The 13,960-nt window shown below is 34.3% G+C and carries 10 protein-coding genes; 8 read left to right on the top strand and 2 right to left on the bottom strand.

Translation table 11 applies throughout. The annotated features are described in order from the left end of the window. The first annotated feature begins 480 nt into the window (after window positions 1-480). Window positions 481-978 (top strand): cysteine hydrolase, encoded by a 498-nt coding sequence (locus KKG99_07140; protein MBU1012762.1) that lies wholly within the window; start codon window positions 481-483, stop codon window positions 976-978. Between the two features lie 343 nt (window positions 979-1,321). After that, window positions 1,322-2,998 carry an AMP-binding protein gene (locus KKG99_07135; GenBank protein ID MBU1012761.1) on the top strand — a complete coding sequence of 559 codons (1,677 nt, stop codon included), beginning with the start codon at window positions 1,322-1,324 and terminating at the stop codon, window positions 2,996-2,998. A 128-nt stretch (window positions 2,999-3,126) separates the two neighbouring features. Here the strand turns inward: KKG99_07135 and KKG99_07130 are convergent, their stop codons facing one another. Next, window positions 3,127-3,525, bottom strand: a complete 399-nt coding sequence (locus KKG99_07130) for a hypothetical protein (protein ID MBU1012760.1) — start codon at window positions 3,523-3,525, stop codon at window positions 3,127-3,129. 673 nt (window positions 3,526-4,198) lie between these two features. Between KKG99_07130 and KKG99_07125 the strand changes: the two genes are divergently transcribed. Both KKG99_07125 and KKG99_07120 read left to right on the top strand, forming a co-directional pair. Next, a complete protein-coding gene (locus tag KKG99_07125) occupies window positions 4,199-6,379 on the top strand; it encodes a tetratricopeptide repeat-containing sensor histidine kinase (GenBank protein ID MBU1012759.1) in 2,181 nt (726 codons plus the stop codon). Between the two features lie 342 nt (window positions 6,380-6,721). Continuing rightward, window positions 6,722-6,913, top strand: coding sequence for a cold shock domain-containing protein (locus KKG99_07120; GenBank protein ID MBU1012758.1), 192 nt, complete (start codon window positions 6,722-6,724; stop codon window positions 6,911-6,913). 139 nt (window positions 6,914-7,052) lie between these two features. Here KKG99_07120 and KKG99_07115 read toward each other — a convergent pair whose 3' ends face one another. Then, complete coding sequence (locus tag KKG99_07115; GenBank protein MBU1012757.1) at window positions 7,053-7,772, bottom strand: SIMPL domain-containing protein; 720 nt, start codon at window positions 7,770-7,772, stop codon at window positions 7,053-7,055. A gap of 337 nt (window positions 7,773-8,109) precedes the next feature. On the opposite strand from KKG99_07115, the gene KKG99_07110 reads away from it, so the two are divergent. The 4 genes from KKG99_07110 (at window position 8,110) to KKG99_07095 (ending at window position 13,927) form a co-directional block, all read left to right on the top strand. Next, entirely contained in the window at window positions 8,110-9,306 is a 1,197-nt protein-coding gene (locus KKG99_07110; protein MBU1012756.1) for a hypothetical protein, read from the top strand. 19 nt (window positions 9,307-9,325) lie between these two features. Next, window positions 9,326-10,246, top strand: a complete 921-nt coding sequence (locus KKG99_07105; GenBank protein ID MBU1012755.1) for a TIGR01777 family oxidoreductase — start codon at window positions 9,326-9,328, stop codon at window positions 10,244-10,246. A 117-nt stretch (window positions 10,247-10,363) separates the two neighbouring features. Continuing rightward, window positions 10,364-10,900: a lipocalin family protein gene (locus KKG99_07100; GenBank protein MBU1012754.1), complete on the top strand. Its 537-nt coding sequence runs from the start codon at window positions 10,364-10,366 to the stop codon at window positions 10,898-10,900. Between the two features lie 288 nt (window positions 10,901-11,188). Continuing rightward, window positions 11,189-13,927, top strand: a complete 2,739-nt coding sequence (locus KKG99_07095) for an SMP-30/gluconolactonase/LRE family protein (GenBank protein MBU1012753.1) — start codon at window positions 11,189-11,191, stop codon at window positions 13,925-13,927. Window positions 13,928-13,960: the final 33 nt, after the last annotated feature.

Here is a 13,960-nt window from a genome sequence, read left to right as displayed (position 1 = left end):
GTTTATTAAGCCTCATATCCAGTTTCTGTTCGTCAGTACCGGATTTTGCAGTCCTGCTTCCTTCAGTGCATACCTCACGGTAAACCACCTTGCAGCTTGCTAATGCTTCAGGACGTTACCCCTGCGCATAAGGGACTTCCTGCCTGTCGTAGGCAGGGCACCCTCTGGAAAAAATATATACCCATTCACCTAGTTTATATCCAAAATATTTGCATATTTGAAACATTTCTCAAAACTGCGAATGGGTGTGCTCATGCTCATGCTGGGCACACACACACGCTAAATCCCATTTGGGCAGAGTTGCAGAAACCGAAGTTTTTCGCACTTTAGTTTTCGCATTAACGAGGGATAGAGAAACGGTTCTTTGCTCCCAAACGCAATTTAGCCTGGAAACGTTAGCCGCAAGCGAACAAGCGACAGTGCGATGGACAATGAAAGAGAAAATTGAATTAAAACATAAAAATAAAAGAAGGAAATCCCATGCAGAAAAAGTCTTTAGTGGTAATTGACATTCAAAATGACATTACCAAAAACTACAAAGAAATCATTGACAATCTTAATCGGTCAATAGATTGGGCAGTGGAAAATGAAATTCATGTCGTTTACATAAGGCATTATAACTTATCTGACGGCACAAGGACTTTCAAACCTAATACTCGTGGGTCTGAATTAGTTTCGGACATGAAATTGGTTTCCAAAAACATTTTTGAAAAATCCAAAGGCAACGCATTGACCAGCGAAGATTTTGTTGACTTTATCAAGAAAAATGAAATAAGCGAATTTTACATTACAGGAGCAGACGCCATTGCCTGCGTGAAATCAACCGTATTTAATATGTGCAAGGAAAACTACAAAGTTACAGTCTTATCAGATTGTATTACGAGTTATGATAAAAGGAAAATTGACGAAATGCTGAATTATTACGAAAGAAATGGCAGTAAAATAATTAATTTGAGTGACTTGTTAGATTCTAAATAAAAATGCCAGCGGCTAACAAGCGGTATAACCAATAAGGGTTTCAGTGGTATGCGAAGGTTTGTAGCCCGCCTCAACTTTTCGTGTAACTTGATAATGTAAGCTCCCCAAAAAAACTGTACAGTTTAAAAGCAGACAAAAAACCCCTAAAATCAGAATTACGGCGGATTACTTCTTAAAATGATGAATCGCCACTGATCAAGATATTTGCTAACATAAACCTGAAAGAATGATGTTGATGTAAAAAACATTACTTTATATTTAGCCTTCCATCGGAATTGTTTTTGATACCATTTCTGAATAAATGTTCGCATTTTAATTATCTTTGTAGTCTTAACCTAATTTTATGCACACCTACGAACAATTAAATTTCGCAACAGTCATCCCCGATGTTGTTGCCAAATATGCCAATAATGTGGCTTTAGGCTTTGTGGATGAAGAGCCGATTACTTATGCTCAAATGGGCAAACAGATCATGGCTGTCAAGGCATTTCTTGAGTCGCTGGATATTAAACCCGGCGACAGGGTAATCATTTATAGCCAAAACATGCCCAACTGGGGAGTGGTATATTTTGCACTTCAGTGTATGGGTGTTGTGGCCGTTCCGGTCCTCCCCGATTTTAACACTCATGAATTTCAAAATGTGTTACAACATTCGGAAGCCAAAGCCATATTCATCTCTCAAAGCCTCGAATATAAAATTGAAGGAATAAAGAAAGATTTAGTAGAATCGATTGTTCGCATCGACAATTTTGAAGTACTAGAAGGCAAAAACCAACAGATCGTTTTTGATGCAAATGCCCAATGCACTTCAACGTATAATCCAAAAGAAGATGAATTGGCCATTTTGCTTTATACTTCAGGCACAACAGGCGATTCAAAAGGAGTTATGTTATCACAAAAAAATGTAATCTACAATGCATTGCAAGCAGGCAATATTCAACCTATACTTGAAAATGACCGGTTTCTTTCCGTTTTGCCCTTATCTCATACATACGAAAATACGCTCGGATTAATATTGCCCATTTTAAAAGGTGCAAATATTACCTATTTGCGCAAACCTCCTACAGCTGCGGTATTAATCCCAGCCATGCAAAAGGTGAAACCTCAATTGATGCTGACCGTTCCCATGATCATCGAAAAAGTTTACCGAAACAGTATCCTTCCAAAACTTAAAAGTAAAGCAATTACGCGAATCCTGCTAAAGTATAAACCAACACGTAAGTTATTGCACCGTATCGCAGGAAAGAAATTATACGAAACCTTTGGCGGAAATTTAAAATTCTTTGGAATTGGCGGTGCCAAACTAGATCCTATTGTAGAACAATTTTTACGTGATGCAAAATTTCCGTATGCCATAGGTTACGGACTAACCGAAACAGCTCCTATACTCGCGGGTTCTAACCCATCAATGACTAAATTTCAGGCAATTGGACCTAAGGTGATTGATTGCGAATTAAAAATTCACAATCCTGATCCTGTAACAGGTGAAGGCGAAATTTGGGGTAAAGGACCAAACATCATGTTAGGCTATTATAAAAACGAAGAAAAAACCCGTGAAGTAATGACCGACGACGGTTGGTTTAAAACCGGAGATTTAGGGGTTTTTGATAAAGAAGGATGGCTAAGCCATAAAGGACGCTTAAAAAACTTAATAATTGGAGCCAACGGAGAAAATATTTATCCTGAAGAAGTTGAATCATTAATCAATAATTTCCGTCATGTGATTGAATCGGTCGTTATTGATAAAAAGGGGAAACTGACGGCACTTGTTCACTTCAACCGCGAAGAACTTGAATTAAAATTTCAGGAAATGAAAACGGAATTTTCGCTCAAAATGGATGAGAAAATGGATGAGGTCGCCCAAAAAGTTGATGAAGCCATGGATGAATTAGCGGCTGAACTTCAGCAATACATCAATAGCAGGGTCAATAAATTTTCACGGATCCAACTCATCGTTGTACATCCTGATCCATTTCAAAAAACTGCAACACTAAAGATAAAAAGACATCTATATTCATAAATAGATGTGGTTTTTTTCCAATTTAATTTTAGTACCATAAAATGATACTAAAGAAGCAAATTAATTGGATGGTACATGAAGGAACAATATAATTCATCTCTAAATTATTTGAAAGCCGATCCTTTAATCTAGTTACGGATCATGGATATTTCCTCTGTGTATTTTGTTGCCATTGGAATATTTCGCTTGGAAGAATTAAGTATCCAGTGATTTAAGCCCCGCTTAGAATCGACATACTCGAACCATTTGTCCTTAATTTTATCTAAATAGTTAAAATCTTGATAGATTACCCATTTTTTATGAAGTTCTTTAACATACTTTGGGTATTTAATAACAGTCTTTGGGTTAATCATAAAAAACAGACATCCTTTGAGGTACCTCAAACTCATACGTCGAAATAATATTTGGGGTGATACATAAAGGGTAACAATAGTTATGATCTCTGAAACATCGATCAAATCATCGAGATAATTAAATTTACTGGTTTCCGGAGAATATTGTCTGAAAAAATCATAATGAATGATCAAATTTTCTATTTGAGAATCATTAATTTGCTCAATATCCTTGGCAAATTCGAATCGCCATTAAGAGGCATCCCCGATCCCAATCTGGTTACTCAACTTAGTTAATTCCCCATTTTTTATTTTATCAATTAGAAAAGATTTTCCCGTACATGACAATCCGGCGATTATTATCAGGTGTTTAGCTTGAACCATGTATCTCAAATTACTAATGTCATCCAATGAATGAGTGGGTGATTTTAATCATCAAAAGATAATAATTAATCCAACACAATAAAAATCATATTTATTAACAATCAATTAAGGAACTCTGGTTTCAAATTTTGCATTTAGGATTGTTCCTTCAGAAGCATTATATAATTTACTCATCCTGTTCTTTAAAACCCTAAATGCTAAATTTCTTCTTTTATTGTACAATTGTATTCCTATCTGATAAAGTATAATTCAAGCAAATTGGGAAAGTATTTAATTTCGGACATCAGTTTCATCCGTTGTAAATAAGCATTCATATACTACGCCTGCCAACACATCGAATTCCATAATTATATTCAAAAGAAGCCAAATAAAACTATATATTTATGGATTGGAAATCCTAAACCATAGACAATAATACGGATAATAGAAAAGATTTATTGAATTAATTTATTGAATAAAAATATCTGAGAACAAATTGGGGAACATGAATCGCTATATCATACAAATATTGTTGTTCATTTTTGCATCTTCTCTTTGGAGCTGCAAACAGGATGATGCCCCAATTGGAAATCCTGATCCTAGTTCATCATATGCTAACCATACAGACACAACGTTCGTTATTTCCTTATTAAGGCAAGCTGAATCTTTTAATAATATTTCACCTGATTCTGTAATTATTTATGCCGATTCGGCAATGCTACTATCAGAAAAACTTAAATATAATAATGGGATCGCATTAAGTCATTACATGAAAGGCTTGGGGGAATGGGGAAAGGGTAATTACGAAAATGCCATTACTCAACACAAGAAAACCGTTGAATTGACCGCGAGTAAATTTTGGAAAGCTACATCATTACGAGATATCAGCTTATCATTAATTTATCTCAACAAAATTGAGGATGCCAAAAACTATTTGAATGAAGCGATTACACTCTTAACCGAACTGGATGATAAAAATGGACTGGCTCTGGCTTATATCAATTATGGATTAATCGAAAGCAGAAAAGAGAACTTCCTTCAAGCGCTTTCATATTACCAAAAGGCATTGAAATTAAGTGAAGAAACTGAAAACGAAATCAATAAATCCCTCATCCTTAATAATCTTGGAGTAATTAACCAGAAACTAGGGATGAACCAAATTTCACTTGATTATTTTAAACAGGCATATGAAATAGTGAAAGGAACAAATAATAGCAATACAAGAGCTTTGTATCTAAACAATATAGCAAATATTTATATTGATGATAATAATTACACAGAAGCATTGGTAAATATTGAAAAAGGCCTTATAATTACCAGCAAATCAGGTGATAAAAGAACAACTATTTTTCTTCTTGCAAATAAAGGAAAAGCCTATCTAAACCTCAAACAGTACGATACGGCACTATTATATTACAAAAAAGCACTTAATTTAATTGCTGAAATCGGGGTAACGGATAATGAATTAAAAACCTTAGTAGGACTTGGCAAAACCTATTTTAAACTCAAAGATTACCCTAATGCGTTAATTCAACTTAAGACCGCACTTAAAAAGGCAACAGAAATTGACGATAAAGAGAATATTAAAGATGCCTGTAAACTTTTGGGTGAAATCTATGCAATTCAATCTGATCACATCAGGGCATATGATTTTATGAAACTGAGTATTGAAATGGCCGACAGTCTTTCAAAATCGAAAATAGTAAAGCAATTTACCCAAATGGAAATGCAGTATGATTTTGACAAACAACAATACGAACTTGACTTGGCCCAGCAAAAAATCAATCTTGAAAACTTGCGTAAAATTGAAAGGAAAAACTTCTTTCTCATTCTATTTATTTCCGGATTTATCCTTATTTCGCTGCTCGTGATAGTTACATACCGAAGTAGCCGACACAAACAAAAACTCAACCGACAGTTAGAAGGAAATTACAATAGAATAGCAATCCAAAAACAGATCATTGAAAATAAAAACAACGATTTAAATTTATTAAATGAGACCAAGGATAAGCTTTTTTCAATTATTGCTCACGATCTCACCAACCCTTTTAATATTATTGTGGGATTTAGTGAACAATTGGAATCGAATTATGATAATTTGGATGAAAAAAAGCGGAAACATTTAGTTGAGGAAATAAATAGATCATCTAATCAAGTGTTTAGATTACTTAAAAACTTGCTCACATGGACCCATTCACAAATAGGAACTATTAAGATCGATAAAGAAGTCTTTTTTCTGACAGATTTCGTAAACAACAGTATCAATCCTTATTTATCGTATGCCGATAATAAAGGAATTTCCGTATTAAATAAACTACCGGACACACTTGAATTCTTTACTGATAAGTACACCATGTCGAGCATTATTGGAAATCTGTTCATGAATGCCGTAAAATTCACCAATAATGGTGGTCAAATCACCATCTGGAATACCATACAAAACAACAATTTAGAAATTAATATTTCGGATACGGGTGTCGGTATAGCTCCCGAGCGATTAGAGGACATTTTTCAAATTGCTAAAAATAAATCTACAGCCGGAACGAACAATGAAAAAGGAACAGGTTTGGGTTTAATCATCTGTAAAAACTTTGCCACAAAAAATGGAGGGGACATTAAAGTTCAAAGTAAAAAGGGCGAAGGAAGTACTTTTACCATTATTTTACCTCAAGCGGAACAACGATAATGGAAACCAATACGGTAACATTTTAATTCACCTCAGTTCGATCGAAGCATTTCTCCTGAAACTGGTTCAGTATGTCTGAGATTTAGCCTTTTGAGTTATTAAAACGTTAGATATTAGAAGTTAAACTATGGATTAAACCCTTCATTTGTCTAATATCTAAATTCTAACGTCTTTTATCTTAATTTATTAAAGCGCTTATGACATAGGAAGTCTGTTTTTTAATGTTTTCTTATATCGAACTCACGTTATAATAAGAAAACTTATTTTTAATAAAACTTACAGATTATAAGAAAATACCTTTATCTTTGCCGCCTAATTTTATTTTAACAATTTATTTTAACAATGAAAAACGGAACAGTAAAATTCTTCAACGAGTCCAAAGGATTTGGATTCATCATCGAAGAAAATTCAAAAAGTGAATACTTTGTGCATGTATCTGGATTAATCAATGAAATCCACGAAGGTGACTCAGTAAACTTTGAATTAAAAGAAGGTAAAAAAGGATTAAATGCAGTAGATGTGCGCGTAGTATAATATTTATTGAAAATTTTTTATCATTAAAAAAGCCTGTCGGATTCCGGCAGGCTTTTTTAATTGTCATTATTGAATTATAAATTTGGAACAAAATAAGCTATCAACTTCTATTCAAAGATAGGCAAAAGAAAACAAGACTTTAATCAGAAAGATAATACACAACTGTTGAAACTACTCTAATCTTTTTTATATGAGGATTATTTTTATCTCTTGATTCGATGGTAAACTGACCCTGTATCGCATTTTTTATTTTGCCCAACGTACTTTTTGAATCTGCAGCAAATTTCTCAGCAACTTCTCGTGCATTTTTGGTAGCCTCCTCAATCATTTCCGGTTTTACTTCATTTAACCTTGAAAATATATACTCAGGTTCATTTTCATAATTATTACCAATGAATGCAATGCCCTTTTTACCTAATTCTGATAATGAAGCCATTACCCTTCGAATGCTTTGAATATCTTTTGAATATACCGTTACTGTCTGCATCGCTGTATAACGAAATTCCGCCCTTTCATTGCTGCCCCACTGCTGAGCTGATTTATCCGTAATGGATGGTGACGAATAGGTGATTTCACTTGCCTGGATGCCGTTCTCCTCCAGAAACTTCCTGATTTTCGCACTACCCGATTCAATTGAGGTATATAGACTTTCTAAATTATTACTTGCTTCACTGAATTGTATAGGCCATATCAAAACATCAGCATCATAATCCCTTTCCGACAAACCTTTCACGGTAACTGTTCGCTCAAATGCCCTGTACCTTAACGCTGCATTGCCGAGAAGGAAACCCAGTGCAGCCAATCCAAAAAATATCGATAATCCGATAACATACAGCCCCAGCCGCTTGTTCTCAGTCATTTTATTTTCCATTTAAATTTATTTTCATTTGTGTAAAATATTATTCTGAAATTTACTAATTATTCCAAAGTTTAGCAAAAAAATTCGTTGCCCACATCAAAATATGCGTTCCTTTGACACAACTTTTTTCCTATAACCAGGCATACAGCTATTATCATTCATAAATTTTTAAAATTCCAATAGGGTGATATCCAAATTGTTATTCTTATTAATTATTCTTTTACATTTTTGTGTAGAAAGGAATTCTTGCATTCCGGGAGATATAGAAAATATTGAAATAGATAATCTAACCAATAAAAAGTATTTTATGGTTTAATGTATTTTTAATCCAGATATTATGAAAAATATTTTGCTGTTCACTGTGATTTTTTTACAGTTTTTTCAGTTATTCGGACAACCATTTGGCGATGCATCTGATGCTTACCGAATTATCAGGTCAAATTATGAAAACACGAGTGGTGAAAAAAGTTTTACCAGGTTCCAGTATGACCATTCAGGGAAAATGGTGAGAGCATTCTGGTCGTGGAATGATAAACGCCGGGCTTCTGTTAATTACTATCAATACGATGATAAAGGATTGTTAAAGGCAACCTATCGGGATTTCACCGATACCATTACATCTTTCGAACTCTTCATCAACAACGACAAAGGAAATAAAATAAGCGAATATTTTCACCGATCGGATGGAGTAAATGGTTCCGCCGATCATACCTATGATGCGAAAGTATTAAAACAATCAAATTTTAAAAAACACAAAGGCTGGCTTGAAGGTATAGCCACTTATTTTTATGATGCAAAAGGCAGATTAACCAAAGGTGTCATTAAAAAAGGAGAAACCGTTACCTGCAATATGGATTATAGTTATGACAATTTCGGCAACCTTATTTATGAGCATTGGGATTTCCTGGGCAAATGGAGTCAGACTTTTCATTACGAATACGAAAATATTGAAACTCATCTCAATTACTACTCGAATCCTTTTGTTTCAAATTCAAGTAAGTGCAGGGTTAGACATGAAGATTACACTTTTAACAACGAAGTGGGGGGACCCTCGATTTATACTTATGATGCTAATGGTTTACTAATACTGAAGAAATTTATCCGAACCGACAGTCTCGTTACCCTGACAAATTATAAATACGATAAGAATAAAAAACTAATTTCATCCACCAGAACCTATCCTGATAATAGCAAATCGATATTCACCTACGAGTACGATAAAGATGACAACCTTATTTTACGCACAGCTTATAAAAATGACACGATAGAAGGTTATGAATCCTATCTCTACAATAAATTTGGGGAGCTTGAAAAAGCACGATATAAAAATTTCGACCGATGGCTGAGCGGCGATCTGACTTTTTATTACAATTGCTATGGTCTGCTCGATCATGCAAATTTTTTCGGCTCAGATGGTTTTGATGCAAAAATCACCTATTTTTATAATCAGGAAGGACTTCTTACAGAAATTATCTGGAAGTTTTCGTTTGGAAAATTCCAAAAGTATGTTTTCGAATATGAACCCATAAAATAGTCCTCCCTGCAAATAACACATGGAATCAGGAAAAAAAGTTCTAATTGCAGGCGGATCAGGATTGATAGGAAATCATTTGGCCCAAAAGCTACGTGAGAAGCACTATCATGTTTCAATATTAACCAGGAAAAAGAACAAAGATTCTGTATTTGAACAATTTACCTGGGACATTAACAAGGGGTATATACAAGACCAAGCCTTTGACCGAACCGATTATCTTATCAACTTGGCAGGAACTGGTATTGCCGATGCCAGATGGACAAAGCAGCAAAAACAAAAGATCAGGGATAGCAGGCTTGTTTCTTCAAAACTCTTGTTTGAATACATCAGAAATCTTAAACACAAGCCAAAAGCATTCATAACTGCATCGGCCGTTGGATATTATGGGTCCATCACTTCTGAGCATATTTTTAATGAAACAGATCAGGTGGGGGTTGATTTCCTTGCAGATGTCTGTAAAAAATGGGAAGATGCCTCACTTAAATTTGAAAGTTTAGGAGTAAGAACGGTTATTTTGCGCACAGGAGTAGTTTTTGATAAAACTCAAGGTGCTTTCCCTAAAATGACCCAAAGCCTTAAATATGGATTTGTAGCCGGAATCGGTTCCGGCAAACAATATATTCCATGGATACATATTGATGATCTGATCAGTATGTATCATTATTCCATTGAGAATGAAAAAATAAGGGGCATTTATAATGCGGTTTCACCTGAACATTGCAATCAAGATGAATTAACTAAAAGAATAAAAATCATAACCAAAAAAATAAAATTTCCAAATTTACCCGGAATCCTGCTCAAAGTATTTTTTGGTGAAATGTCAAGTATTCTTTTAAACGGAAGCCGGATTACTTCTGGTAAAATAATAAAAACAGGATTCAAATTTAAATTTGAAAAAATCGAAGACGCACTTCTTGTTTTACTCAAAAAGAACATATGAAATAGCCATGAGAAATAAAATTTCACACAAACCGGGAATAACTATTTCATGGCGTATTCTCCCGATTAATCGGGACAAGCTGTGTGACCTATTTAATAAAGTATATGAAATAAACACATGAAAAATTTCGCTCTAATTATTTCATTACTTTTAATCAATACTATTGTTTCTTGTCAAACTAAAAGTGCTATAATGGATACACGAACAGTTCAAAATTTTGAATTGGAAAAATACTTGGGGAAATGGTATGAAATTGCGCGTTTTCCGCATTCATTTGAGAAAGGATTGGTAGGTGTTACAGCCACCTATTCGATCCGTGCAGATGGAAAAATCAAGGTTGTGAACCAAGGTTATGAAAATTCACTTGATGGGAAATTAAAAACCGCCATCGGAAAAGCTTATATTCCAAATCCGGATGACCCGGCAAAGCTTAAAGTATCCTTTTTTCTATTTTTCTATGGCGATTATTATGTAATGGAACTGGACCCCGACTATCAATGGGTTTTACTTGGAAGTTCATCCAGCAAATACCTTTGGATATTAAGTCGTACTCCCCAGTTGGATCACGTCATTATTGAACAATTGTTGATAAAAGCCAGAACCAGGGGTTATAATACCGACCATCTGATATTTGTTGCTCAAAAAACAAAATAAAATTTGTTGAAAACGAACCTTTTAGATACCTCGACGTATAAATTTACATTGAGCCATAAACCAGTTGCACCTAAAATCAATACCACTAAGTTTATCAGACATTGTGAACCTGATAGATTGAATTGACTTTTACCATAATGCAAATTAAATTGTATTAATTTTTTGATAAAAACTAATAAATGAAATCTGATTTATGAAATAGCCATGATTGGAAAACACCAAACGAAGATGATATTAAACTTCATCATAGCGTATTCCATTTGGCTCATGAAAAATAAATAATAACAGATGAAGAAGATTTTATGTATTTTCTTGGTTATACTCTTTTCTTTCATGACTGCCAAGTCGCAAAATCTTTCTTTAAGATTTCAACATCTTACACCTAAAGATGGACTTTCTCAAGCTTTTATTAGTGGGATTGTTCAGGATAAATATGGATTTATTTGGATTGGAACTCAAGATGGGCTAAACCGATATGATGGTTACGATTTTAAAATTTACAGGAATGATCCGGCTAATCCTAATTCTATTTCAGACAGTTATGTATTATGCCTATTTATTGACAGTAAGGAAAATTTTTGGATAGGAACCGAATCGGGATTAAATCGATATGATTTCATAACCGAAAGATTTATTCATTATGAAAATCACGGAAGCGATTCTATCCCTTTGAATAATACAAACAAAAACATTAATGTGATTGCCCAATCCAAAACCGATCCGAATTTGTTATGGATAGGCACCAATCATGGGATATTCGGTTTTGATATGACAACACTTAAATTTACAAAATACAGTCATCAAAACCGAAACCCCATTGAACAAAATCCTCGGGCAATAAATGCCATTTATACTTCCGAGACAGAATCAGGAATGATTTGGATAGGTTCCTCAAATGGGTTATTAAGGATTAATTCCGTAACTAATGACTTTCGCTTATTTACTATTAAAGATGGGCTTAGCCGTAACAACATCACCTGTATTTATGAAGATAAGCAACAAAATATATGGATCGGTACTGATAAAGGTTTAAATCTTTATGATAAGGCATCAAATCGGTTTACATCATATGAAACAATACCTGAAGATAATAATAGCATCGGGGGCAATTTCATAACTTCAATTTTTGAAGATAGTTATCAACATTTATGGATTGGTGTTGATGGCGGGGGACTCAATTTGTACGACCGGGAAACCAAACATTTCACGAGATGGATAAATCAACCAGGGAATCCGATAAGTCTGAGCGATAATGGAGTTCGGAAAATTTTCGAAGATCGATCCGGAATCCTGTGGATAGGAGCAACCGTGCTAAATAAAACAAATACAAACAATGAAAATTTCGGATATTTCTACCATGATCTTAACAATCCAAATAGCTTAATAAGTAATGAAATACGTTCTATTCTGTTGGACAACAATCATCTTCTTTGGATTGGCACACACGAGGGAATCAGTATTTTTGATAAAAAAGCAGGGAAATATACACATCTCCTAAACAATCCAAATGATCCAAATTCCATATCCAGTAATTTGATCAGGGTGGTTTTTCAGGATAAAAAAGGAAATATTTGGATTGGCACCAGAGATGCAGGTATAAGTAAATACGATCCGCAAACTAAAATCTTTAAACATTACCGTAAAAATAATTTGAGCAATGATGGTCTCAGTAATAATAACATCAGGGCAATTTTTGAAGACAGAAATGGGATGATCTGGATTGGTACTGTTTCGGGTGGATTAAATCGGCTTGATCCTACGACTGATAAATTCAAATGTTATAATTATGAAGAAGGTAATTCGAATAGTTTGAATGACAATCGGGTATATTCCATTATCGGTAACAAAAATGGAGAGTTATGGATAGGAACAGGAAATGGTGTCGCCAAATTTGATCCGGAAAAAGAAATCTTTGATAGGTATATCCCTGACCCGAACAATGAAAATAGTTTAAGTCATCACCTGATCATGGGTGTAACTGAAGATCATTCAGGTAATATTTGGGTTGGCACTTATGGAGGAGGACTGAATAAAATTGAACCATTAAGCAGGAAAATTTCGCGATTTAATGAAACAGACGGGCTGGTCAACAATGTAGTATATGGGATCATCGAAGACAACGAGTACAATTTATGGATGAGTACCAATCGTGGTCTATCAAAACTCGATCCCATAAATAAAGAGTTTACCAATTTTGGTGTTGAGGATGGATTACAGGAAGGTGAATTTAATTCAGGGGCCTACTATAAAAGCTCTGAAGGTGATATTTATTTTGGGGGGATCAATGGATTAAATGTGTTTAAACCTCAAAATCTGGTTCAGAAAAAATATATCCCTCCGGTTTTAATTTCCGATTTTCAGCTTTTTAATAAATCTATATCGCCATTCGATTCAATCAACGGGAAGCGTATTTTACAAAAATCGATCATCGTAACAGACACCATTAAATTAACACACAGGGAAGACATCTTCTCATTCAGTTTTACGGCCCTTGATTACACCTATACCGAAAAAAATCAATATGCGTATATGCTCGAAAATTTTGAAAAAGAGTGGAACAGGCTTGGAACAAGGCGTCACGCTACATATACGAATCTTCCGGCAGGAGAATATACTTTTAAAGTGATTGGATCAAGCAGTAATGGTATATGGAACGAAGAGGGCAGATCAATAAAAATCATTATAATCCCACCCTGGTGGAAAACCAGTACTTTTTACATTCTTTTCATTGCCACTTTTCTACTACTTATTATTATAATATTCAGAATTCGATTGAGTGAACTCAAAAAGGACAAATTAAAACTGGAAGAACGTGTTAAAGAACGCACCAATGAAATCAAACAAAAGAATCTTATACTTGAAGAAAATCAATCAATACTTCAAGCTCAAAAAAATAAAATACAAGAAAATATTATCGCATTAAATGAATCAAATGCTACCAAAGACAAATTCTTTTCAATCATCGCACACGACCTAAAAAATCCTTTTAATTCCATTTTAGGATTTTCTAATTCTGGTGAATCATAAGGAAGCCAAGAACTAAATCTTGAATCAAATCCT

This window comes from Bacteroidota bacterium, from assembly GCA_018816945.1.
In the GTDB taxonomy this organism is placed as follows: Bacteria; Bacteroidota; Bacteroidia; order Bacteroidales.
The sequence above is the reverse complement of the archived record's forward strand: the minus strand, read 5'-3'. Positions and strand labels throughout refer to the sequence as shown.